The 24,046-nt window shown below is 60.6% G+C and carries 24 protein-coding genes; 12 read left to right on the top strand and 12 right to left on the bottom strand.

Features of this window, described 5'->3' with window-relative positions; genetic code table 11:
- Nucleotides 1–61 precede the first annotated feature (61 nt).
- Together ACR3FE_RS08655 and ACR3FE_RS08650 are read right to left on the bottom strand one after the other, a co-directional pair.
- A complete protein-coding gene (locus tag ACR3FE_RS08655; protein ID WP_458206682.1) occupies nucleotides 62–457 on the bottom strand; it encodes a DUF7344 domain-containing protein in 396 nt (131 codons plus the stop codon).
- A gap of 110 nt (nucleotides 458–567) precedes the next feature.
- Nucleotides 568–1,182 carry a hypothetical protein gene (locus ACR3FE_RS08650; protein ID WP_458206681.1) on the bottom strand — a complete coding sequence of 205 codons (615 nt, stop codon included), beginning with the start codon at nucleotides 1,180–1,182 and terminating at the stop codon, nucleotides 568–570.
- A gap of 486 nt (nucleotides 1,183–1,668) precedes the next feature.
- On the opposite strand from ACR3FE_RS08650, the gene ACR3FE_RS08645 reads away from it, so the two are divergent.
- Nucleotides 1,669–2,757, top strand: coding sequence for a hypothetical protein (locus tag ACR3FE_RS08645; protein ID WP_458206680.1), 1,089 nt, complete (start codon nucleotides 1,669–1,671; stop codon nucleotides 2,755–2,757).
- An 83-nt stretch (nucleotides 2,758–2,840) separates the two neighbouring features.
- Here the strand turns inward: ACR3FE_RS08645 and ACR3FE_RS08640 are convergent, their stop codons facing one another.
- Nucleotides 2,841–3,779: a hypothetical protein gene (locus ACR3FE_RS08640; RefSeq protein ID WP_458206679.1), complete on the bottom strand. Its 939-nt coding sequence runs from the start codon at nucleotides 3,777–3,779 to the stop codon at nucleotides 2,841–2,843.
- Nucleotides 3,780–3,820: 41 nt separating this feature from the next.
- Nucleotides 3,821–5,344 carry a flippase gene (locus ACR3FE_RS08635; protein WP_458206678.1) on the bottom strand — a complete coding sequence of 508 codons (1,524 nt, stop codon included), beginning with the start codon at nucleotides 5,342–5,344 and terminating at the stop codon, nucleotides 3,821–3,823.
- A gap of 95 nt (nucleotides 5,345–5,439) precedes the next feature.
- On the opposite strand from ACR3FE_RS08635, the gene ACR3FE_RS08630 reads away from it, so the two are divergent.
- Together ACR3FE_RS08630 and ACR3FE_RS08625 are read left to right on the top strand one after the other, a co-directional pair.
- On the top strand, nucleotides 5,440–6,840 hold the full coding sequence (locus ACR3FE_RS08630; protein WP_458206677.1) for a sulfatase-like hydrolase/transferase: 1,401 nt from the start codon (nucleotides 5,440–5,442) through the stop codon (nucleotides 6,838–6,840).
- Nucleotides 6,841–7,242: 402 nt separating this feature from the next.
- Entirely contained in the window at nucleotides 7,243–8,526 is a 1,284-nt protein-coding gene (locus ACR3FE_RS08625) for a glycosyltransferase family 4 protein (RefSeq protein WP_458206676.1), read from the top strand.
- On the opposite strand, the gene ACR3FE_RS08620 is transcribed toward ACR3FE_RS08625, so the two are convergent.
- From ACR3FE_RS08620 to ACR3FE_RS08595, 6 genes are all read right to left on the bottom strand, one after another.
- The gene (locus tag ACR3FE_RS08620; RefSeq protein ID WP_458206675.1) at nucleotides 8,492–9,268 is read right to left on the bottom strand and encodes a TOBE domain-containing protein; all 777 of its coding nucleotides are present in this window, start codon (nucleotides 9,266–9,268) and stop codon (nucleotides 8,492–8,494) included. The genes ACR3FE_RS08625 and ACR3FE_RS08620 overlap by 35 nt on opposite strands.
- Before the next feature lie 25 nt (nucleotides 9,269–9,293).
- Nucleotides 9,294–10,058 (bottom strand): amino acid ABC transporter ATP-binding protein, encoded by a 765-nt coding sequence (locus tag ACR3FE_RS08615; RefSeq protein ID WP_458206674.1) that lies wholly within the window; start codon nucleotides 10,056–10,058, stop codon nucleotides 9,294–9,296.
- Nucleotides 10,055–10,771, bottom strand: coding sequence for an ABC transporter permease (locus ACR3FE_RS08610; protein ID WP_458206673.1), 717 nt, complete (start codon nucleotides 10,769–10,771; stop codon nucleotides 10,055–10,057). Before ACR3FE_RS08610 ends, ACR3FE_RS08615 begins: the two co-directional genes overlap by 4 nt.
- A gap of 66 nt (nucleotides 10,772–10,837) precedes the next feature.
- The gene (locus ACR3FE_RS08605) at nucleotides 10,838–11,848 is read right to left on the bottom strand and encodes an ABC transporter substrate-binding protein (RefSeq protein ID WP_458206672.1); all 1,011 of its coding nucleotides are present in this window, start codon (nucleotides 11,846–11,848) and stop codon (nucleotides 10,838–10,840) included.
- Nucleotides 11,849–12,102: 254 nt separating this feature from the next.
- On the bottom strand, nucleotides 12,103–12,435 hold the full coding sequence (locus ACR3FE_RS08600; RefSeq protein WP_458206671.1) for a HalOD1 output domain-containing protein: 333 nt from the start codon (nucleotides 12,433–12,435) through the stop codon (nucleotides 12,103–12,105).
- Between the two features lie 194 nt (nucleotides 12,436–12,629).
- The gene (locus ACR3FE_RS08595) at nucleotides 12,630–13,292 is read right to left on the bottom strand and encodes a helix-turn-helix domain-containing protein (protein ID WP_458206670.1); all 663 of its coding nucleotides are present in this window, start codon (nucleotides 13,290–13,292) and stop codon (nucleotides 12,630–12,632) included.
- A gap of 192 nt (nucleotides 13,293–13,484) precedes the next feature.
- On the opposite strand from ACR3FE_RS08595, the gene ACR3FE_RS08590 reads away from it, so the two are divergent.
- On the top strand, nucleotides 13,485–14,111 hold the full coding sequence (locus ACR3FE_RS08590; protein ID WP_458206669.1) for an SOUL family heme-binding protein: 627 nt from the start codon (nucleotides 13,485–13,487) through the stop codon (nucleotides 14,109–14,111).
- 263 nt (nucleotides 14,112–14,374) lie between these two features.
- Here the strand turns inward: ACR3FE_RS08590 and ACR3FE_RS08585 are convergent, their stop codons facing one another.
- A complete protein-coding gene (locus ACR3FE_RS08585; protein ID WP_458206668.1) occupies nucleotides 14,375–14,839 on the bottom strand; it encodes a nucleoside deaminase in 465 nt (154 codons plus the stop codon).
- A 278-nt stretch (nucleotides 14,840–15,117) separates the two neighbouring features.
- Between ACR3FE_RS08585 and ACR3FE_RS08580 the strand changes: the two genes are divergently transcribed.
- The 8 genes from ACR3FE_RS08580 (at nucleotide 15,118) to ACR3FE_RS08545 (ending at nucleotide 23,770) form a co-directional block, all read left to right on the top strand.
- On the top strand, nucleotides 15,118–16,329 hold the full coding sequence (locus ACR3FE_RS08580; RefSeq protein ID WP_458206742.1) for a LeuA family protein: 1,212 nt from the start codon (nucleotides 15,118–15,120) through the stop codon (nucleotides 16,327–16,329).
- Between the two features lie 421 nt (nucleotides 16,330–16,750).
- Nucleotides 16,751–18,589: a biosynthetic-type acetolactate synthase large subunit gene (ilvB, locus tag ACR3FE_RS08575; RefSeq protein ID WP_458206667.1), complete on the top strand. Its 1,839-nt coding sequence runs from the start codon at nucleotides 16,751–16,753 to the stop codon at nucleotides 18,587–18,589.
- A complete protein-coding gene (ilvN, locus tag ACR3FE_RS08570; protein ID WP_458206666.1) occupies nucleotides 18,586–19,272 on the top strand; it encodes an acetolactate synthase small subunit in 687 nt (228 codons plus the stop codon). The genes ilvB and ilvN overlap by 4 nt, the downstream gene beginning before the upstream one ends.
- A gap of 30 nt (nucleotides 19,273–19,302) precedes the next feature.
- Nucleotides 19,303–20,352 carry a ketol-acid reductoisomerase gene (gene ilvC / locus ACR3FE_RS08565; protein ID WP_458206664.1) on the top strand — a complete coding sequence of 350 codons (1,050 nt, stop codon included), beginning with the start codon at nucleotides 19,303–19,305 and terminating at the stop codon, nucleotides 20,350–20,352.
- A complete protein-coding gene (locus ACR3FE_RS08560; RefSeq protein ID WP_458206663.1) occupies nucleotides 20,345–20,713 on the top strand; it encodes a DUF7989 family protein in 369 nt (122 codons plus the stop codon). The genes ilvC and ACR3FE_RS08560 overlap by 8 nt, the downstream gene beginning before the upstream one ends.
- Complete coding sequence (gene leuC / locus ACR3FE_RS08555; RefSeq protein WP_458206662.1) at nucleotides 20,710–22,131, top strand: 3-isopropylmalate dehydratase large subunit; 1,422 nt, start codon at nucleotides 20,710–20,712, stop codon at nucleotides 22,129–22,131. Before ACR3FE_RS08560 ends, leuC begins: the two co-directional genes overlap by 4 nt.
- Nucleotides 22,128–22,793 carry a 3-isopropylmalate dehydratase small subunit gene (gene leuD, locus ACR3FE_RS08550; RefSeq protein WP_458206661.1) on the top strand — a complete coding sequence of 222 codons (666 nt, stop codon included), beginning with the start codon at nucleotides 22,128–22,130 and terminating at the stop codon, nucleotides 22,791–22,793. Before leuC ends, leuD begins: the two co-directional genes overlap by 4 nt.
- On the top strand, nucleotides 22,790–23,770 hold the full coding sequence (locus ACR3FE_RS08545; protein WP_458206660.1) for an isocitrate/isopropylmalate dehydrogenase family protein: 981 nt from the start codon (nucleotides 22,790–22,792) through the stop codon (nucleotides 23,768–23,770). The genes leuD and ACR3FE_RS08545 overlap by 4 nt, the downstream gene beginning before the upstream one ends.
- A 30-nt stretch (nucleotides 23,771–23,800) precedes the next feature.
- Here the strand turns inward: ACR3FE_RS08545 and ACR3FE_RS08540 are convergent, their stop codons facing one another.
- On the bottom strand, nucleotides 23,801–24,037 hold the full coding sequence (locus tag ACR3FE_RS08540; RefSeq protein WP_458206659.1) for a DUF6199 family natural product biosynthesis protein: 237 nt from the start codon (nucleotides 24,035–24,037) through the stop codon (nucleotides 23,801–23,803).
- Nucleotides 24,038–24,046 lie beyond the last annotated feature (9 nt).

The raw sequence follows: 24,046 nt of genomic DNA, 5'->3' as shown, positions 1-24,046 counted from the left end.
CTACTCGGACACCTCCTGTCCCGCTCTCGTCGCTACTGTCGTGGTCATAAATCGAAAGTCGTCACTGGTCGGAGTTCGTTCGTGTCTGGTCTTCGTACTCGTTCGATTGCGCCCATTCGAGGAGCTGTACGACTGAGAGCGACAGGTCACCGAGGCGAAGTTCTCCCTGCCGTTCGTCGTAGACGACGAGTCCAGCCGTTTCCAACAGTGGAATGTGGGTTCGGTGGAGGTCTGTGACCAGTTGGTCACGATCGACTGGTGTCGTCATCCGATATTCGGTCGCGTAGAGCCATCCCGTCAGGATGTCGGCTAACTCGTCTACCGAAACTCGGTCCCACTCCAACAGGAGATACATCGTGTACCGGCGTGGAGTCTGTGCCAGCGCTCGGTACGTCAGATTATCGAGCGATGGATCTAACAGGATATCGTACAGATCTCCCCACGAATCCTCTGTCACCTCGATCCCCCAATTAGCCAACTACTCTTCGCGCGTGAGTAAAGCTTCCGCCCACCTGTCCCGTTTTCACCCACTCGTCCCGACGCTCGTTCTACAACCTGACCCGGCTTTCAGTCCAGTTTGACGGCCAGAATGCGACTCGTCACGAAGAGCACGATGCTTCCTACGAACGCAGCCAGCGCGACGGTCGCCACGCTCAGTCCGGTTCCAGAGGGGTCGAACGGGCCTTGTCGCCCTGTTTGCGAAAACTGCTGGACAGTCTCGACGCCAGCGTAGCCGAGCAGGAAGAACGAAAGCGTCACTGAGAGAAGCAAGGCACCGCCGACGAACCCGTAGAATGAAGCCATCTCCTCGACACTGAGGAGTTGGCGCATCTGGTGTTCGCTTAGCGCGGATTCGCCCCGGAGTCTTGCGACCGTGACCGCGATGTGTCCCGTCGCTGCCCCGAGTTCGAGGACGAGCACGAGCGCGCCCGGCATCAGGATGGTCGGCGATGCTGCCAGCGGTTCGCCTCCCGGAAAGAGCGCGACGACCGAGGCGGGATAGCCGAGTGTGAGTGGTGCGACGAGCGCCAGCGCCAGCAGGAGAAGACCCTGCCACGCCAGTTTCGTCGGTATCGATTGGTCGAAGTGGCTGTGCTGGCGGACGCGGAGTCGCTCGTATGTCGAACCGTTCAAGATCGCGTCCGCGATGTCGTCGTCGATGTGGTCAGTTTGTCCGGTCACGGGTGGCACCCTGCGAGTCCGTTTCGCCTCGATATTCACTAGGTGGATATACCGGTGTCGATGCCGTAATCTGCCATTATATGGATATATCAGGCACTGCAAATCGGAATTTTGCTTGAAATAATTAGCGTCCAATGAGCGGATAGAAACAGGCGAATCGGACGTCTCTTGGCGACAGAGAGCACCCGTTTCGGTGAACGTGTATTTTCAACCCGCGTATATGACCTCGCACACAGTTGTTTGAATAACTTCATCTGATAAAAGTCCATAATTTGGTTCTTGATGATTGAATGGTGCCCGCATAAACATCGCCAATCTTGTAAAATATAGATTATCCGTCCATTCCTCGAATTCAGGTGTTAAGACAGCGGAATCGGCAACTATATAAACTGGTAATGGCACATTGAAAACCGCATGGCACGCGATTCGAACACAGACGAAAGTGTTAATGAGTCATTACTCAACCGCCGAAGATGCCTGAAACTGATGGGCATGGCGGCTACCGCCGCGTCCACTGGCGCTGCAACCAGTGTCGCTGGTGCAAAAAGTTACGAAACGATCACGGTTCCAGCTGGCGAACAGGAAGTCATCCAGATCGGCAGCGGAGAAACGTTCGAAAACGTCCTCATAGATATCACCGCGGATGGCGCGGGATTGAGGATCCTCGCCCAGGGAGATGACTGGGTCATCCGCAACGTTGGTATCAAGGGCCAGCACGATGGGGAAGGTTTCATCATCGTTCCAGGTGTCACCAGTCCCGACGCACATGGACTCATCGAAAACGTCTATATGGGTGACGGACAGCCGGAAAGAGAGGGTGGCGGCGGTATCTGGGTGAACGCCAACCTTCCACACCAGGGAACGATAACCATCCGTCGGATGCACATGGCGCACATGATCAACAACGGTGCGTACGCGAGTGGTCCTGGTGCCCAGGGTGCCAACGGCGTCACCAACTTCGAAGACTCGTATTTCTACAGCAACAACATCTCGAACATTCGAACGAACAGTAAGGGAAGAACTTCGTACGTTCGCAACTGCACCGTGGAAGTCGACGGAAGTACTCCTCCTTGCGGCGAGAACTGTTCGAGCCCCGGTGCGGTCAACGACCGCGGCGTCTGGTCGTGGTACGGTACGACGAAGGTTATCGACTCCGATATCCAGGGTGGCCTACAAACAGCACACGGCGGCCAGATCTCGGAAGAGAACACTCGGACTGGGGAGAACGCCGATACGACGCCGCCAAAGGGCGTCCCGATGACGGCTGAGGAAGCCGCCAGTGGCACTGGAACAGGTGGTTCCACGAAATCGGGAAGCGAATCGGATACGAGCGATAGCGATTCGAGTACGAGTGGAAGCGATTCCGGAAACCAAACCACAGACGGCAGTTCGTCGAACAGTTCTGGTTCCGACAGCACGAAGAACGATTCGCCTGCAGGTGATAACTCGGTAGACGAACAGAGAATCCCCGCATCTGCTCCCAGTTCCACCGACCGCTACTGCGTCACCTATAACGGACGCGAGTACTGCTTCGACATCAGCAGTCTCCAGGCGATGCTCGGTCGATTCCTCTGAACGCTGTTCACGGGAGACCGACCTGTAGCACCCGCTGACCGCGTCGATTTTTCCTGACGATACCGAATAACCTATCCACCTGTTCAAGCCTTGTATCCGAGGTTACGAAGCCGATCCTCGACCTTCGACGCAGAAAGCCGCTCGTGTTTCGTTGGCATCTCGGATTCGATCGTTCGGCGTTCCTCGGCCGGAACGACGTGCCACGGCACCTCCACGAGTTCGGGTGCCGTTATCCCACTGGGATGACCATAGCCGCGTGTCGGGATGGGCCATAGTCGTTCGCCCACGAGATTGCCGTGGTCAGACGTGATGATAGATCTTCCTGGAATATCTGGTAGCAACTCGGATACGGTCGAGAGCACGAGATCCAGATTTTCGCGATACGCCTGCCAGACCGTCTCTTTGTCGATAAATCCATACATCAGCTTCCCCCAGATCATCAGGTCATCCACCGACTCGTCGTCCCTGTGCATCACGATCCCCCCCTGGTCGATACGACGCCCCGTCTCACCAATAAAGGGGAAATGTGGCTGCATGAAGTGGATTAGTAGACGTTTATTGGGGTACCGCTCATGTGTCTCACGCGCCGCTTGCGCCACATCCTCGGGTAAGACCGTCTTCAATTCCGAGTCCCAGTCTTCTTCCAGAAGATTCACGATTCGGTAAAAAACGTCGTCGTCGAGTTTATACGCGTGTGGATTCGCGGTGACGTAGACGGTGTCGTGGAACGACCCATCGACGAAGTTTCCTTGCATGAACTCCCAACTTTCGCTTCCGCGAGAGGTCCGACGCTGGAGGTTCCCTTCGATGGAAGTTCGGTCTTCGTAGAGGTCGTATCGACAACCATCCAGTATCAGCAAGTTATCCCAGTCTTCTTCCATCACTGCGACCCCGCGACCTCCCTTCAGTCGCCGATGGACGGCCCGGTTGATTCGGTTTCCGAAGTGGTTCATCTCGCCGAGAGCGGTTCGGGGGTTGTTCAGGAACGTGACGAAATTTTCTTCGTTATAACGTGTTGGCACAAATTTCATGGTTTGTGTACTGTTTCTATCTTCGGTCTCGTTCAAGCGAGCTCGGTTACGTAGTACCGGATGATCTCTTTGTCTCGTTGCTCGATTCCGAACGCGTACAGGATGGCGGCGTACGTGACGACGCCGATGGCCCCGCCAGCGACCAGCAGCGACACTCCCGACAGCACGAACTGACAGAGGTACATCACCGGTGCCGCAAGGGCGATCGCGGAGATCGGCTTCCAGATTTTGTTCGAATACGTGAAGATATCTTCGAGAATCCAGACTTCGAGCACGCGAGTGATGTTGACCAGCGCGAGCACATTGGCAGTGGCGAGTGCAGCACCGATCAGCCCGAACATCTGGATGAAATAATAGTTTAGTACGACGTTCGCGATGCCGAAGAGCCAGTGATTCAGTAACACGACGTACTGGTGGTCGGTCATCGTCAGGATGTCGTTGCTCGGGCCAGCAGCGGCGTTCACGAGCGTGCCCAGTACGAACAGCGACAGGATCGTCGCACCGGCGCTAAACTCCTTTCCGAACAAGACCAATATCTCGTACCGATACAGGAAGATCGGCACGGCGAGGATAAGCGAGATCGTGATCGACCACCGCGTTATTATCTGTGAGATGGATTGTAGTGCCTCGTAGTTGTCGTCGGCATAGAGTCGGGACGCGACGGATGGGAACAACTGGTTGAATCCGACCAGTGGGATGGCAATGATTCCCGACAACAGTGTGGCGATGTTGTAATACCCGACATCGGCGGAGGTCAGGAAAAATCCAATCATGAAGATGTCGATCTGATTGTAGAGGAGTGACCCCGTCCTGGAGATGGTCAACGGGATCGAGAAGTTGTAGAATTCGATGCTCTCGTCCCTATCGGTTGGCCACGACGGTCGCAAGTGGGTGCGTGTCCAGAGGAGTCCGAGAGAGAAGAAAAACAGCAACACACCTGCGATCATAAATCCCACTGTCACACCGAATAGCGAGTAGCCAACCAGGATGGCAACCGCGATTACCGATAGCTGTAGTACCGACCCCAGGATCTGGTTCAATGCCTGCAGTCGTGGCAGCTCCAGCCCTTTGAACGAACACGTCGCTATTTTCGTCATCGCCTTGAAAGGAATGACCAGGGCGAACACCTGAAGAACCTGTGTGAACAGCGGTTCGTCCAGTGTGGCGTTGTTGACGGACGGCGCGAAAACGAAGAGCAAGAGACCGACGACGATACTGCCGACGAACGTCGTCACGAAGGAGAGACCGAGCATCCGGTTTTGATATTCGTGATCGTCTTTATTCGCGGAGAGATACTTGATCGACGACACATCGGATCCCAGGTTGACGAACATAAGAAGTGCCGAAACTATCCGTTTGCCGTAGACGAACATCCCGTAGAAAGCGGGGCCGAGCCCACGAGTGAGTACGATATTCAAAACGAATCCGAGCAACGTCGTGGCGCCGTAACTGACGATATAGAACAGTGCGCCGTTAGTAACCGACCGGACAGAACCGAACAGGTTGTCATGATCGCTACTACTCTCTGGCAGAGCGTTTACTGATTCCTCAGCCATCGAAGTAAGGGGGAACGTGGTTGAAAGTAGTAATATGCTCCTTACTGGAAAACAGGCTATGTATAACTTTGCTCGTTGGTGGATGGATTGTTCACATGAGAAACGTTATATTAGTATGCCTCGATTCGGTTCGCAAAGATTTCTTCGACAGGTTTTCACCCCGTACACGCGCCCTTGCAGACGTCTCGTTCGAACAGTGTCGTGCCGCAAGTTCCTGGAGTGTCCCGAGTCACGCGAGTATGATGACTGGACAGCTCCCTCACGAGCATGGAATTCACGCTCATAGATACGACTTCTCACACCTGCAGCGGGAGGACACGTTCTTGTCGAACCTTGAGTCGTACGAGACGATCGGTGTGAGCGCGAATACGTTCGCCAGCCCGGAATTCGGATTCGACGGTCCTTTCGATCGATTTTCTTACGTCTCTCCCACGCGTCCCTACCCCGATGGTCTCGACCCGGTCGAGTTTACCTCGACCCGAGACGAAACCGGTGTCTCCCGATACGTCTCCTTTCTACGAGCGGCGTTCGAGCATGAACACTCGCTCGAGAGTATCGCGAATGGAATCCTGGGATACGCGAGTACCGTATCCACTACGGCATCCGTCCCGAAACTGCTCGATGATGGGTCGCGTGGAATCGTCCGAAAGTGTCGATCGGAGATTGCACGAACCGACGAACCATTCTTCTTGTTTACAAACTTCATGGAAGCGCACACCCCACTCCAGCACTCCATCCGGTACGACAGGAATCTTCACTCGGTCGAAAACAACTTTTCTACGACAGATCTGAGTGTGTGGGATCTAATAGGGTCGATCGGCCAGCACGAGGAGTACTTGGAAAAGCGTCGTGAGCTATACGGGGCTGCTATCGACTATCTGGATCGAACCATCGCCGAGTTTATCGAGTGGGTTCGGAGAAACACAGACCGAGAAACGACGGTGATCATCACAGCGGATCACGGGGAGAACCTCGGATACAGGGCAGACGAGTACCTCGTCCGTCACAAGAGCAGTCTCTCCGAGGGGTTGTTACACGTCCCGTTCTATATCGTCAACCCGCCTGAGGGATATCCCGCGACCGAGATGGAGTACGTTTCGCATCTTGAACTCGGAAAGCTAATCGCGGGACTGGCCGAGGATACTACTCCAGATATCACGACCGACCAGATTCCAGCTGAGCTCGTCGGGATGAGCGCGGGACCAGAACCGCCGTCTGACAGAGCATACTGGGATCGGATGATGCGGGCCGTTTACGAGAACGATCGAAAGTTCGTCTGGGATTCGACAGGAAATGAGTTCTGCTACGAATTGAATCACGAAAGACCGAACTGGCAGCACGAAGTCGAGGGAAGTTCTGAGATACCGTCGAGTGCACGACGATCGTTTGCTGAAGAGCTAGAGGAGTATAAGCGCCGGGCAGCAACGAGTGAACGTCAGGACAGTACTCACAGTGCATCCGTCCAACGTCGACTTGAAAATCTCGGCTACGCATAGGACGAACGCGGTAGGAATCCAATTCCCCAACGGCAGCCGTAGAGATCATCTCACGTTCATCTGTTACTGATTATTCGATGAAGATGGAAATACGACGTCGCGGTGATCGGCGCGAACGGGAACAGAAGGACTGTTTGCACTCGGTGTGCTGAAGAGGACGTTCCGTGTGTGAGATCCGGAGATCAGATAAATCTCAGTAATCTCGGGACGACGAACCTCGAGAAGAGCCCTACGAACACCGAACGGCGGGACGAACGGAACCGTAAGTCTCGCATACTGCCCTGGTACACCATCCTTGACGTGATCGCGTGAAACTCACGGACGACGTTTCGATGGACAGTGATCGATTGTGGCCTTGGTAATCGCGCATAACAAAGTACAATTAAACAGTTGAATACGAAAATGAGCAACGAACAGAGACTGAGGCAACGTGTAAACAATACTTCAAGAAGTCAGGGCGAGTTCGAAGAGCAAAGTGACGAACGCGCGGCGCAACTGTCCATCGGAATGTACTACCGAAAAGCCGGGACGAGGGATGCCGGTGGAATCGTGATGTACACCCAAGAGATGATAGATGCGGTCGCTGACCACCACCGGGCGTATCTTTACACCGAGGCAGGAGAGTTAACGCCGAAGATGCAACGGACAGACGCAGAGATCATCTCTATAAGCCCCGCCGCAACCGACGGTCTCAGTGGCGCGGTGGCCAAGCGCATCCCGCTTCCCGACTCCAGTGTTCTCTCCATGTTCCAGGAGCGGCTTCCCACGTTAGTCGGTGGGATTCGTGACGGGATGATACAGCACATGAACGAACACGTCGACGTCCTCTTGACACATAATTTCTTCGACGATATCGTGCTCTCGAACCTGCTCGATATCCCCGTGATCCGCATCTATCACGGATTCCAGCACGTCGGCATCGGTTCGAAAGCTCACGAACTGCTGTCGACAAGTCATTCGATCGTCAACTCCGTACAGACGGAGATGGAGTTCGTCGAGCAACTGGGATACGAACCCGATGGAATCGTCTATCCCGGCGTCGATATCGAACGATTCAGTCCGGACGCTCCACCCGCGTTCGACCGCGATGAGTGGACAATCCTGTTCGTCGGGCGATTCACCGAGGCAAAAGGCCTGTACGACCTCATAGACGCTGTCTCCCGATTACGTGATGACGTCCATCTCTATCTCGTCGGGCGTGGTGACCGTGCCGCGCTCACGGAGCAGATTGAATCCAGCGGTCTCGAATCGTCGGTTACCATCGAAGGACCCGTCCAACACGACGAATTGCCACGGTACTATGCCGCCGCCGACGTATTCTGTCTCCCATCACACTACGAGAGTTTCGGCATGGTCAATCTGGAAGCGATGGCCTGTGGGACGCCGGTCGTCACGACGGATCTGGCTGGAATCACGGAGTACGCCGTCGATCGTGAGTCGGCGATGGTCGTGCCACCGAAACGACCTGATGCGCTCGCCGAGGCGATTGAGACGGCACTATCATCGACCGAGATTCGGACCCGTCTCGTGGAACAGGGTCGGGCGACGGCGAAACGCTACTCGTGGGAGATGTCCTCGAAGAATCTCTTGAACACGTGTCTGGAGATCGATGGGGAAAACGGCTGGAAGACGACATCAGCTCGTTCCGTCGCTACCGCGGAACAGCCCGCGTCGCGGTCGCCTTGAACGACGCGACGACCTCGACCCCCTGCTCTAGGCCTAGCCGCTCGACGCTCGTAGTCGTGACCAGCGCGAGAAACGGGATGTCCGCCCCCACGTCGACGGTGACGCGAGCGATCTTCTCTCCGCGTTCGACGCCCTGTACCTCCCCGACGAACTGGTTTCTGGCACTCGTCTCGTCACCCTGTGGGGCCGAAGCCAGGCTGTAGAGGGTTATCACGTCCGAGCGAACGGTCACTTCGACGGTCTCGATATCGGGTGGGACGAGCGCTCGGACGACCCCTGCGTCGGTCTGCACGAGACCGAACTCGCCGTCTCGTTCGGTGACGCTCCCGACGAGCACCGTCTCGTCCGCCTCTGCGAGACCGGACGACGCCGCCGAGATTCGACGGAATCGCTGGAGGAGGTTGCGCGCGTTTTCGGTCAGGGTGCTTCCACCGCCGCTCGCGCCACCGCGCTCGCGGCGCACGAGCGGCCCGAAGCCGTCTTCTAGCTCCACGATCCGCCGCTGTGCGTGGGCGTAGGACCGGCCGAGCGAGGTCGCCGCCGCGTTGAGCGACCCGGTTTCGTCGATCGCGCGGAGTAGGCGGCCGTCGCGTCCGTCGAAGCGCACCTCTCCGGCGACGAGTTGTGCGTCGAACGTCGGCTGTGGACGGTTCTCGCCCGTCGATCCAGCATCCTCCAACGACCGTCCGGCGTCCTCCGTCGGTGCCTCCGTCTCGTTCGACGTCTCGGGTTCGTCGGTCATCGTCGTATGGTGGTGGTCGCGTCCATCAGTACATCAATTCTCCGGCGACGAACTTCCGGGTTCGGTCGTCTTCGGGCGTCTCGAACACCTGTTCGGGTGGGCCGGTCTCGATGATCGTTCCATCGAGCAGGACTGCGACGCGATCCGAGATTCGCTCCGCCTGGTGCATGTCGTGGGTCGCGACGACGACGCCGAGTCCTCGTTCTTTAGCGTCGGCGATGGCCTCCTCGATGAGTGCCGTGTTTCGAGGGTCGAGGTTCGATGACGGCTCGTCCAACAAGAGCACGTCGGGGGTCGTTGCGAGCGCCCGCGCGAACGCGACGCGCTGGGCTTCGCCGCCGGAGAGCGAGAGGGCGTTCTGGTCGCGTTTATCGCGGAGCCCGACGGTTTCGAGCGCGTCCGACACGTTCGCGTGGTTTCGGCGACCGACCAGCTGCGCCATCGCTGCTCGAAGACGCTCCGACCACGGTTTCCGCACGCGAACCCCGTAGGTCACGTTCTGTTCGACGGGGGCGTTGAACAACGACGGTTCCTGGAACACCATACTGACCCGGCGTCGAACCGACAGTCGGCAGTCTTCCGTCAGTTCCCACACGTCATCGCCGCGCCACCGGACGATGCCGGACTCGGGTCGGTGAAAGAGCGCGAGGAGGCGCAAGAGGGTCGTCTTCCCGGTTCCCGAGGGGCCGACGACCGTGACGACTTCGCCGGGCGATACCGAGAGTGACACGTCGGTAAAGACGCCATCACCGTCGAATCCGTGCGAGACGTTCGTCGCGGTGAGTGTCACGGTCGCACCTCCCCGTGTCCGCGACTTCGGCTGCGAACCCACGATCCGAGGACGTTCACGACGAGGACGAGGACGAGCAACATCGCGCCTAGCACCAGTCCCGCCTCGTAGCGGCCCTGTCGCGCCTCGACCGTGATGGCGGTCGTGAGCGTTCGCGTGTACGAGGTCTTCGCGCCTGTCCCGTCGGTCAGGACGATGTTCCCGCCGACGATGAGGATGGAACCGACCTCGCTGATGGCTCGCCCGTATCCGGCGAGGATGGCGGTGACGATGCCGTATCGGGCTTCTTTGACGACGAGAAGCCCGACATCGGTGTCGGTTCCGCCCAGGGTGAACGCCGCGTCACGCACGTCGTTGCCGACCGATTCGATGGCCGAGAGACTGATGCTCGTGACGACGGGGGTCGCAAGCACGAACTGCGAGGCAATCATCGCTGTCGGAGTGAAGACCAGTCCGAGGTCGCCAAGCGGCCCCTGATTCGAGAGGAGAAGGAGGACGAGGAGGCCGACCACGACGCTCGGGAACCCCATCCCGGTGTTGATGACCGCCGTCACGAGTCGCTTGCCGGGGAACTCCGTGAAGCCGACCGCGAGGGCGACCGGGAGGCTGACCAGCGTGCTCAGGGCCACGGCGGTCGTGCTCACGTACAGCGAGACGAGGGCGATGCTCACGAAGTACTGCCAGTTCGCACCGGAGACGAATTGTGAGAGCATGGTGGTTCGAGTCGTTTCGGCTGGTGGGTTGGACGCTGGTCGGTGGGATTCGCTGACTGCTCGTCGTCAGTAGTCCGCAGGCACCTCCTGTTCGACCCAGTAGAGGAACTGCTGGTCGTCACGCGACAGCGATTTCGCCTGCTTCGCGGAGTAGCCCTGTGGGACGTACTGACCGAAGTTTGGCTTCTTCGAGAGCGCGTTCGGGAAGAACAGTTGCGACCCGTTCGCAGTGTAGTTGTCGATGAGCTTCTGTCCTCTCGGACTGGTCAGGAATCCCGCGTAGGCCATCGCTGCCTGATAGTTGACGTTCTTGTGCTTCTTGGGATTGACCGGGATGACGCCGTAGGGGTTCTTCAGGATGACCGGGCCACCCTTGAGCGGCCCCTGGACATGGATCGTGAGGTCGATCTCGTTCTTCATCGAGAGGAAGGTGCCACGGTCGGCGAGAGTGTAGGCACTCGACTGGTTCGACTGCGTGAGTGTATCGCCCATCCCTTTGCCGATCTCGCGGTACCACTTCCCGCTCGGTTTCACGCCTGCTTCCTCCCAGATGATGCGTTCTTTCTTGTTCGTCCCCGAGTCGTCGCCGCGCGAGAGGAAGGTCGCCTTCTTCTGGGCGATGGTGGAGAACGCCTTCGTCGCGCTCTTCATGCCATCGATACCGGCGGGGTCATTCTTCGGGCCGACGACGACGAAGTCGTTGAACATCACGTCCCGGCGATTGACGCCGTGGCCTGCTTTGAGGAACTCGTCTTCTGCCCCGCGCGCGTGAACGAGGATAACGTCGGCATCGCCGTCTTCTGCGGTTCGGATGCTCGCACCCGTTCCTTTCGAGATGGTCTTGACGGTGGCGCCGAACGCCTGTTCGAATTTCGGGTTGAGTTCGTCCAACAACCCCGTGTCGTAGGTGCTCGTCGTCGTGGCGAGGACGAGTTCGCCGTCCCCGACCTTCCCACCGCCGGAGTCATCCTTCTGGGTAGATTGGTTCTGCGCACCGAGCGAACCGGTACAGCCAGCGAGACCGGCGAAGGCACCGACGCCCATCGCCTGGACGAATCGCCGTCGTTGTATCGACATGGGAACAACGTTGCGCGAGAATGTGATAAGGTTTACGTAACCGACGTAATCGAAAGTGGTTACGAATACGGAGATAGGAGGAGGGCCTCTCCCACAGTCCTCCGCAGAATCTGGCTACGTTCGAACGACTGTCAGCACTCGTTGATTCGTCGGAATGTTGCAGATTCGGTTACATCGGTAGCGTAAGATTTCTCGACGAAGGACAGAGCGAGACGCTTCCAACTGACGAAATAGCTTCGTGGATACTGACGGTGTCAGTCGTTCGCGGTCGGTTGTTGGCTGATGGTGATGGTGCCGTCTGATGCAACACTGACGTGGTATTCGTCGTAGACGAACCTGACGTGCCCATTCGTGTCGCGGGGGGTACCATCCATCAGAGGTCGAAACAGGGCGTCGAGCGAGTCGGGATTCACGTAGTCGGCGAGGATGGCCAGTTCCTGGGGTTCAGTGCCGTCGAGCGTTGCAACTGCTTCGACGATCTCCTCACTTATCGGATCGGTCACAGGGTCGATCTCTAGCTGGTGACTCTTATCGGCCAGGTCGTCGCCGGGTCGGTCGGATGCGTCGGCTGGATTGTTGTCGGTCATGCTATTATCGTGCAATGAGTGGACAGGTTTGTGGGATCGCCACCGGAGATTCGATGAACAGAGCTTCATTAGCTATTCTCCCCGATAACCATCGCCTGTACATCTCATGGTCTTTAAGTCACCCCAGCTATCTCGACCGCGGTCCGTGATGAGCACGACCGTCCCCGGATTCGACGTCTGCTATCAAGGATCGATCATCGCTCGCGTTGTCGGATGCCTCGCCCGTACAGCATCTCCTCCATGATGATCCTCGTCCCACGGCGAAGTCGCTCGGAGAGTGCATTGTCACTGATTCCGATGAGGTCTGCCAGTTCGCCCTGCGTGATCTCCCGTGGCACGTCCCAGTACCCGTTCTCGAACGCCGCCGTGAGAGCGTCGGTCTGTTCGGTCGAAAGCGGTCCCGATTCAGCTGGCATCACCGGGTTATACAGCCGCAGGAGATCGACCGAGATATCCTCGTCCTGGCAGTTTCGTCGGAAACGGTTCAACTGCTCTCGGTTATCGAACTGAAGGCGAAATTCCCAGAAATTGGACGTTCCTTCGGCGGACAGCACTTTGATGCCGAGGTCGATGATCGTTTGAACCAGTCCGTTGACCTCCGGATTCCAGTTGACCGAGTAGAGGATGCGATCCGGCGTCCGGGTGAGCTTGGTGACCTTTTCGACGAGTGGGTCGTCTCGAAGTGTCTCCTCAACGGCCTCTTCGCTCTCACTTCCCACCCAGAACAGGGGAAGGATCCTGTTTTCCATCGGCACGATGCGTTCGAGTTCGATCTCGACCTCAGGATACTGTCGCAGGATTCGCCCCAACGGAAACGACCCGGCAGGAACGCGGATGTCGGTGATGATAGTAACCATGGTTAGTCACCCCTTGAGGGTACCACGTTCGAGTGTCTCGGTCAGACATGTTGGCTGGTGATACACTGTTGGACGTACTCTTCCCGTCAGCGGGATGGCGTCCGCAGTGGTTCACTCGCCGCCCGAATCCGCTTCCCGGTCACGAATTCGACAGCGCCAAACTACTTGCTCTCGGGTACCGTATGGTATCTCATGTCACGTTCAGCCCGCACGTCTATCAGACTGGCGCTCAGCGCGATGGCCGCGCTCGGACTCGCGTGGGTGGGATGGGGGGTCTACGTGAGACGCACGACCGACCGAATCCCGTACACCACGGCACTGACACTGGACGGCGTCGAGATCAGACGCTATCCGGACGCGGTAGTGGCACGGACGACCGCAGACAGTCCCAGCGAGGCGTTCCGCCGACTGTTCGGCTACATCGAGGGCGCGAATCGGTCACAGGAGGAGATTCCGATGACTGCGCCGGTCACCACCAGCCCGGAGCGGATCTCCATGACCGCGCCAGTCGCGACCGAGCAGTCGAGCGATGGGGTGGAGATGGCTTTCTTCCTGCCGGGCAAGTACACCGCCGAGGGTGCGCCGGTACCCACGAACGACGAGGTCACCATCGAGCACCTCGGTGCGCGCACCCTCGCAGTACGGCCCTTCTCGTGGTACGCCACAGAAGACCGAGTAAAGACCAACCAGCGACGACTGTTCGACGCGCTCTCCGCCCACGACCTGACGCCGACTGGTGACCCGTTTTTGCTCCGGTACGACGACCCGTGGACGCCGCCGTTCATGCGCCAGAACGAGGTCGCCGTCGAGTTAGCCTGACGACATCCGAACGGGCGATTCGACTCCTCTTCATCCAGTACATTTCAGTATATTTCAGTACTTCACAGTAGTCTCAGTACATATCAGTACATGTCAGTGTATTTCAGTACAAATCTCTCATGCCGACTGGCTCTGAACTCGGGATTCGGGACTCAGGAATCGTCCGCGTCTGGCTATGTGAGAGCTGGTTAGAATGCTCGCCGAGATGGAGACCGAGGAGGATCACTGACCGTCCGGTTCTCGCAGCTATCAGCGCGATATCGTCACCGAAACTCCCGATGTACCGCCAGTCCCTCTGCTTCGAGGATACCACCGAGAACCTCGATATCACGGCCCTTGCACTCGAAGATCTCATCGCAGGGAACACCCGGCATCCCGCCGAACTCCTCGACGGCGCGCTCGCCCGAGACGCTGTAGACGACCGCGCCGAGTCCGCCGATGGCGATACCGCCAGCACACATCGGACACGGTTCGGTGCTGGTGTACATCACCGTCTCGGCACGCTCCTCGGGCGAGAGCTCGCGTGCGGCGCGGCGGGCGAGCGTGAGCTCCGGATGGAGCGCGATGTCGTCGTCGGTGGTCCCGCGGTTCGTCTCCTCCATGATGATCGCTCCATCACGAACGAGTATCGACCCGTAGTGGGCGTCACCGCGTTCGCCCGCTTCACGCGCGAGGTCGATCGCGCGTCGGGTGTGTCGCTCGTGATCGAGTGAATCGAGGTCGAGCATCGTGGAGGATTGGCTGCGCGAACGGAGATAGATTGCGGTGAAACCGCCCGAACGCGATATCGAATTCCGGAGTCGAATTCGAACTATCGAAAGACCCGTGACGCGACACGACTCGCCGTCACACTAAGGCCATTTAAGGAATCAAATGACACACCACCTCGACGATGGCTTGCGATTTCCCTGAACCTGCAATCCGATCCGTCAGTTCTGCGTTCTGAGACGACCTGTCTGAGCACAACGCTTAAATAGAAGTTCGGCGCTGGAATCGAGTACAATGTCTGGAAAAGACACCACCTCCGAGAGGGGGGGTCGAGTTCTTCGAGGGCACGTTAGCCCACACCGACGAGATCGATAACGTTCGAATTTTCGACACGACGCTGCGCGACGGTGAGCAGACGCCACGCACTTCGTTCTCACCGCAGGAGAAGCGCGAGATAGCGGCGATGCTGGACGAGATGGGAACCCACGTCATCGAGGCCGGATTCCCCGCCAACGGTGACGCCGAGTTCGAAGCCGTCAGCGACATCGCTGACTCCACGCAGGCGACCACCTGCGCGCTGGCCCGTGTCGTGGATGGCGACGTAGAGACCGCACTCGATACGGGTGCGGAGATGGTTCACATCTTCGCTTCGACCAGCGACGTGCAGATCGAAGATTCGATGCACGCCACGCGGGAGGAAGTGAAAGAACGGGCCGTGAAGGCGGTCGAACGAGTCGCGGCGGCGGGCGCGAGTCCGATGTTCTCGCCGATGGACGCGACGCGAACCGACCCGGACTACATGGCCGAGATCGTCGAAGCCGTCACCGACGCTGGCGTCGAGTGGATCAACATCCCCGACACCTGCGGGGTCGCAACGCCCGGACGCTTCGCCGACCTGGTCGCTCAGGTTCGGGAGCACACCGACACCCGCATCGACGTGCACACGCACGACGACTTCGGGATGGCCACCGCGAACGCGATGGCCGGACTCGAAGCGGGTGCCGAGCAGGTGCAGGTGAGCATCAACGGCATCGGCGAGCGCGCCGGAAACGCCGCCTTCGAGGAGGTCGTCATGGCCGCAGAAAGCGTCTACGGCGTCGATACCGGTATCGACACGCCACAGATCGCCACCGTCTCCGAGATGGTCGAACGATGCAGCGACGTGACCGTCCCGGTGAACAAACCCGTCGTCGGCGCGAACGCCTTCGCTCACGAGAGCGGCATCCACGCCGCTGGCGTCATCGAGAACAGCGACACGTTCGAGACGGGCGTGATGACGCCCGAGATGGTCGGGGCCAACCGCGAGTTCGTCCTCGGCAAACACACCGGAACCCACGCCGTTCGTAAGCATCTGCGACAGGCCGGGTTCGATCCCACCGATAACGAGGTACGGCAGATCACGCGACGGGTCAAAGACCGCGGGGCCGAGAAAGAGCGAGTCACAGTCAGTGACGTTCGACGGTTCGCCCGCGAACTGGGCGTCGATTCTCAGGAGGAGGCGACAGCCTGACCATGACCTCCTGCGTTCGCTTCATACCGTGTGAGCTACTGCCACAGGGCAAGAATTGCCCGCCACGAAAGGGCTATTTCCGTCGCGGTCAAAAGGGTGCAAACACGGATGCGACAGTCACACGCGACTCCCGGCCCGCAGGGATCGAGAGTCGTCGCTGTCGAGCGCGTGATTATTGTAGGGGCATAAACGCCCCACTACACTTTTCGACCCACGACCCTACAGAATCGCAACCGAACAGCACGGAGCACGCGCACAGACCGATGTCAGAGACACGACCGACAGCCAGCCAGTATCGACCCATGAACACCACACGAACGGACGCCACGCGACTGGACACGACTCGTACTGAGACACCACGAACGAACCCGACTCGAACCGAGACGACACGACCAGCACCACGAACCGAGGTGACTGCATCGTGAGCGAACACGCCGTTCAGCCGGTTTCGACCGACGCAGAGGATTCGGACGAAACCGGCCCGAGCGACGGATCGCAGACCGCAGACGACCACGAGACAGCCGACGAAGCGACCGATCAGGAACCGTCCGACGACGGATCGACCGAGAAAACGACACAGACCGGTGCGAGTGCGGTCGTCGCCGCACTCGAATCCGTCGGCGTCGAGACCCTCTTCGGCGTCCAGGGTGGGGCCATCATGCCGGTGTACGACGCACTCGGCTACTCCGACCTCCACCACGTCACGATGGCGCACGAGCAGGGGGCCGCCCACGCCGCGGACGCCTACGGCATCGTCGCCGGAACGCCGGGCGTCTGCCTGGCGACATCCGGTCCCGGTGCGACGAACCTCGTGACAGGCATCGCGGACGCCGACATGGACTCCGACCCGGTCGTTGCCCTGACGGGGCAGGTTCCGACCGACTTCGTGGGAAGCGACGCCTTCCAGGAGACGGACACCACGGGCGTCACCGCTCCCATCACGAAGGAGAACTACTTCGCGGGCGACACCGACACCGTCGGCGACACGGTGGGCGAAGCGTTCGCCCTCGCCAGCGCAGGTCGCCCCGGACCGACGCTCGTCGACCTGCCGAAAGACGTCACGCTGGCGGAGACCGAGACCCGCGAACCGACCGCCGAGACGCCGGAACACTACTCGCCACAGGAACAGCCGGACGAGGAGGCGGTCGAGGCCGCCGCCAAGACGCTGGAAGACGCAGAACGACCACTCATCCTCGCTGGCGGGGGCGTCATCAAAGGTGACGCCAGCGCCGAACTCCGGGCGTTCGCCACCGAACACGGGATTCCAGTAGCGACCTCGATGCCGTCCGTCGGGTCGTTCCCGGAAGACCACGACCTCTCGGTCGGGATGGTCGGGATGCACGGGACAGGAACCGCGAACATGGCGGTCACACACTGTGACACCCTGTTCGCCATCGGCTGTCGGTTCGACGACCGCCTGACCGGTGGGGTCGAGACCTTCGCCCCGGAAGCCGACGTCGTCCACGTCGACATCGACCCGGCAGAGATGTCGAAGAACGTCCACGCCGACGTGCCGGTCGTCGGTGATGCCGGAACCGCCATCACCGCGATCACCGACGAGATGGAGACGTCGCCGGACGCGAACGAGTGGCGCGAGCAAGTCGCCGACTGGAAGGACGAATATCCATTGACCTACCACCAGTCCGACGACGGGCCGGTCAAACCCCAGTTCGTCGTCGAAGCGTTCGACGAGGCGACCGAGGACGACACCATCGTCACGACAGGGGTCGGCCAACACCAGATGTGGGCGGTGCAGTTCTGGACGTTCACCGAACCCCGAACGTGGGTCTCCTCACACGGCCTCGGCGCGATGGGCTACGGCCTGCCCGCCGCCATCGGCGCGCGATTGGCGGCCGACGACGACCAACAGGTCGTCTGCTTCGATGGCGATGGCTCGTTCCTCATGACCGTTCAGGAACTGTCGGTTGCGGTGCGCGAGAACTTAGACATCACCGTGGCCGTCCTGAACAACGAGTACATCGGCATGGTTCGCCAGTGGCAGGACGCCTTCTTCGAGCGCAATCGAGTCGCCTCGGAGTACGACTGGTGTCCCGACTTCGGCACGCTCGCCGAGGCGTTCGGTGCGAAGGGATTCACCGTCGAACGGCCAGACGAGGTGGCCGACGCGGTCGAGGCCGCGCTGGCCTACGACGGCCCGTCGGTCATCGACTTCCACGTTGACCCGCGCGAGAACGTCTATCCGATGGTGCCGAGTGGCGGCGCCAACGGGAAGTTCGCCCTGTCGGAGGAGCAACTATGAGCGGGGAGAACTCGGCGGACGGACAGCCGACCGATCCCGCACCGGGGATGCCCGGAAGCACACCCGACGAGCGACCGCATCCCGAGGGTCGCCGGAACAAACAGGGTATCCGCATCGACTCGGAGGCGGAAGCCGAACCGCAGCATCGAACGGCGGTCGTCTCCGCGCTCGTCGAACACGAACCCGGCGTCCTGTCGAGCGTCTCAGGGCTGTTCTCCCGGCGGCAGTTCAACATCGAGAGCCTGACGGTCGGCCCGACGACGGTCGAAGGGCACGCCCGCATCACGCTCGTCGTCGAGGAGACCGACCCCGGTATCGACCAGGTGAAAAAGCAGTTGGCGAAGCTCACGCCCGTCATCCAGGTGGGCGAGCTAGACGACGCCGCCGTCAGGGCGGAGCTAGTTCTCCTGAAGGTTCGTGGCGACGAGCCTGACAAGGTTCACGCCATCACCCAGATGTACGAGGGCCAGACGCTCGATGCGGGACCACGAACCATCACGGTGCAGATCACGGGGGACCAGCAAAAGATCGACGACGCGGTCGACGCCTTCCGGCAGTTCGGCATCATCGAGATCGCCCGAACCGGTCAGACAGCACTCGCCCGTGGTGACACGCCGACCACGCCCGGTGAAGAGCCGGGACACTCCACCGCACCGGCCAGCGAACAGACCGACGAATCGTGAACCGACCGACACAGCACCAGACCACAGACCATGACCAACGAATCCACCGCGACGATCTACTACGACAGTGACGCGGACGACGAACAGCTTTCGAACGAGACCGTAGCCGTACTGGGTTACGGAAGCCAGGGCCACGCCCACGCACAGAACCTCGCCGACAGCGGGGTGGACGTGGTCGTCGGCCTGCGAGAGGGGTCTTCCTCACGCGATGCGGCCGAAGCCGACGGCCTCCGCGTCGCGACGCCGAAGGAGGCGGCCAGCGAAGCCAGCGTCGTCTCGGTGCTCGTGCCGGACACCGTCCAACCCGCGGTGTACGACGACATCGAATCCGAACTCGAATCGGGAGACACCCTCCAGTTCGCCCACGGCTTCAACATCCACTACGGTCAGATCGAACCGCCGGAAGACGTGGACGTGACGATGGTCGCACCGAAATCGCCGGGCCACCTCGTACGCCGTAACTACGAGGCCGACGAGGGTACACCGGGCCTGCTCGCGGTCTATCAGGACGCTAGCGGTGAGGCGAAAGCCGAGGCGCTGGCCTACGCGAAGGCCATCGGCTGCACCCGAGCAGGCGTGGTGGAAACGTCGTTCCGCGAGGAGACGGAGACCGACCTGTTCGGCGAACAGGCCGTGCTCTGTGGCGGTATCACCGAACTCATCAAGGCTGGCTACGAGACGCTCGTAGACGCGGGCTACTCGCCGGAGATGGCTTACTTCGAGTGTCTGAACGAGATGAAACTCATCGTCGACCTGATGTACGAAGGTGGGCTCGGCGAGATGTGGGATTCGGTCTCCGACACCGCCGAGTACGGTGGTCTCACTCGCGGCGAGGTCGTCGTGGACGACCACGCCCGCGAGAACATGGAGGAGGTGCTCGAAGCAGTCCAGAACGGCGAGTTCGCCCGCGAGTGGATCCTGGAGAATCAGGCTGGACGCCCGGCCTATCGCCAGAAGCGCAAGGCTGAGAAGAACCACGACATCGAAGACGTGGGCGAGAAACTCCGCGACCTGTTCGCGTGGGCCGACGATCCGGAACCCGAGGACGCAGAGCGGGAGGAGGTGCCTGCCGATGACTAGCGAGAATCCGACGAGATCTCGAACGAACAGCGAGCCGCCACGCGACTCGAAAACGCGGAGCGGAGAGCCGATGGGCGACATCAGCCACACCCACCCGTACGCCGACGAAGGAGCGATGACCCGCGTGTTCGACCGCGGGCCGGTCATCGCGGACGGCGGAAAAGTGGCCGGTTCCGGTGATCCACGGGAGGCCGCCGAAGGCGACGAAGACGCTGAAGCAAACGAAAACGCTGAGGTCGACGAAGACACCGAGGCCGGGTCTGAGACGATGGCCGACATCGAACACACACCGCCGGAAGGTGCCGGTGACGTGGACGGCGTCTTCGACCGAGGCCCGGAGGAGCAGGAACCGGACGCATGAGCGAGGGAACGCTGTACGACACGGTGTGGGAGAACCACAAAGTAACCGAACTCCCGACCGGGCAGACCCAGTTGTTCGTCGGTCTGCACCTCGTCCACGAGGTGACGAGTCCACAGGCGTTCGGCATGCTCCGAGAGCGCGATATGGAGGTCGCGTACCCCGACCGCACCCACGCCACGGTCGACCACATCGTCCCGACTGCCGACCAGTCGCGCCCCTACGACGACGATTCGGCTGAGGAGATGATGGCCGAACTGGAGGAGAACGTCCACGAATCGGGCATCGACTTCTCGCATCCCGACACGGGCGACCAGGGCATCGTCCACGTCATCGGGCCGGAGCAGGGGCTAACACAGCCCGGCATGACCGTTGTCTGTGGCGATAGCCACACCGCCACCCACGGCGCGTTCGGCGCGCTGGCGTTCGGTATCGGCACGAGCCAGATCCGGGACGTGCTGGCGACCGGCACCGTGGCGATGGAGAAACAGGACGTTCGCCAGATTCGCGTAACCGGTGAACTCGGCTCGGGCGTGACGGCGAAAGACGTCATCCTCCAAATCATCCGGCGACTCGGAACCGATGGCGGCGTCGGCTACGTCTACGAGTACGCGGGCGAGGCCATCGAACAACTGGACATGGACGGCCGGATGAGTATCTGCAACATGTCCATCGAGGGCGGTGCGCGTGCAGGCTACGTCAATCCCGACGAGACGACGTTCGAGTATCTGCGCGAGACGGATGCCTTCCAGGACGACCCCGAGACGTTCGAACGGCTGAAACCCTACTGGGAGTCGGTTCGGTCGGACGAGGACGCCACCTACGACGACGTGGTTGAGATCGACGGGTCGGCCCTCGAACCGATGGTGACGTGGGGGACGACGCCCGGACAGGGGGTCGGCATCACGGAACCGATTCCGGAACCGGACGCCCTCCCCGAGGAGAAGCGCGACACCGCGCGCCGAGCACAGGAGCACATGCGCGTCGAACCCGGCGAGACGATGGACGGCTACGACATCGACGTGGCGTTCCTCGGTTCCTGTACGAACGCTCGCCTCCCAGACCTGCGCCGGGCCGCCAGTGTCGTCGAAGGCCGCGAGGTTCACGACGACGTGCGGGCGATGGTCGTTCCCGGAAGTCAACGCGTGAAAGCCGCGGCAGAGCAGGAAGGGCTGGACGAGGTCTTCCGCCAGGCTGGCTTCGACTGGCGCGATGCTGGCTGTTCGATGTGTCTCGGCATGAACGCAGATCAGTTGGAGGGCGACGAAGCCTGTGCCTCGTCCTCGAACCGGAACTTCGTCGGACGGCAGGGCAGTCCGGACGGGCGAACCGTCCTGATGAGTCCCGAGATGGTCGCCGCCGCCGCGATTCGCGGCGAGGTGACCGACGTGCGCGAACTGCAGGAGGTGGCGACGGCATGAGCGACGCCAGCGATGGTGTGAAGCAGGTCGAGCAGGCTTCAGGAACCGGCGTCGCGGTCCGGGGTAACGATATCGACACCGACCAGATCATCCCGGCGCGGTTCATGAAGGTGGTCACCTTCGACGGACTGGGCCAGTTCGCGTTCTTCGACCAGCGATTCGACAGCGTTGCTCCGGAGGAGCAACGAGGCGAAGACGGCGAAACCGTCGTAGCGCACGACGAACCAAAATCGCACCCCTTCAACGACGAGGCTCACCAGCAGGCGTCCGTGCTGGTCGTCAACGCCAACTTCGGCTGTGGCTCCTCGCGCGAGCACGCACCACAGGCACTCGCGCGCTGGGGCATCGACGCCATCGTCGGCGAGAGCTTCGCGGAGATCTTCGCGGGCAACTGTCTCGCGCTCGGAATTCCGACCGTCACCGCCGACAGCGAGTCGATAGCCGACCTGCAGGAGTACGTCGAAGCAAACCCCGACGCCGAGATCGAGGTGGACGTGGCGAACGAGGTCGTGCACTACGACGACCACGAGATCGAAGCGAACGTGGACGACGCTCAGCGGAAGGCGCTCGTCGACGGTATCTGGGACACGACGGCACTCATGAAATCGAACGAACAGGCCATCGAGGAGACGGCCCGAAGTCTCCCCTACGTCGATTCATGACGGAGGAGATCGCGGTCATCCCCGGCGATGGAATCGGGCAGGAGGTCGTCCCCGCGGCCCGGCACGTCCTCGAAGCCGCTGGCCCGGAGTTCGAGTTCGTGACGGCCTACGCAGGCGACGCGGTGAAAGCCGAAACGGGAACCGCACTCCCCGACGCTACCCGTGACCTGGTCGCTGCTGCAGATGCGACCCTGTTCGGTGCGGCGGGCGAGACAGCAGCGGACGTCATCCTCCCGCTCCGCCGGGCGGTGGACTCGTTCGTCAACGTCCGGCCCGCGCGGGCCTACCCCGGAACCGACGCACTTCGGCCAGACACCGACCTCGTCTTCCTCCGCGAGAACACGGAGGGCGTCTACGCAGGTCACGAATCACGCATCAGCGACGACGTTTCGACCTTGACGCGCGTGGTCACTGAATCTGCCTCCGAGCGACTCGGCGAATTCGCCTGCGAGTACGTCGACGACCGCGACGAGGACGGATTCACCATCGCGCACAAGGCGAACGTGATGCGCGAGACGGACGGCCTCTTTCGGGAGACGGTGGCTCGCGTGGCCGACGAGCGCGGTGTTCCCCACGACGACGCCCTGATGGACGCGCTGGCGACTCACCTCTGTCTGCACCCCGAGCAGTACGAGGTGGTCGTCTGTCCGAACCTCGCTGGCGACGTGCTCTCCGACCTCGCCGCCGGACTCGTCGGCGGTCTGGGGCTGCTCCCCTCCGCGAACATCGGCCCGGAGCGCGCCCTGTTCGAACCCGTCCATGGAACCGCCCCGGACATCGCGGGCGAGGGCGTGGCGAATCCCTGTGCGACTATGCTCTCCGCTGCGATGTTGTTGGAGTATCTGGGCTACGACGGAGAGGGGAAAGCGGTTCGTGAGGCCGTGGAATCGGTGCTCGAAGACGGGCCGCGAACGCCCGACCTCGGGGGTGACGCGGGAACCACCGAGGTCACCGAGGCAGTTCTCGGGCGGTTGTAATTCGATCAGTCGAGCGGTTCACTTTCTCGGCTACGGTGCGAGCGCGCCGAAAATCGCGAAGAACATCCCGAGCACTGCCAGAAGGAGAAAACTGATCCGTGTGAACAGTACCTTCCACTCCGCCGGTTCGACATCACTCGCTGGCGTCTTGCTCCCGATGGCGTCGAGTTGTTCGCTGAACCACGAGAAGTGGTAGGCGTAGCGGTAGCCGATGAGACCGATGCCGATTCCGACGAGACCGACAGCGACTTTCACAACATCTGTCATCGTTTCCTC

Source organism: Haladaptatus rarus (assembly GCF_054177585.1).
This window is presented reverse-complemented; position numbering and strand designations above follow the sequence as displayed.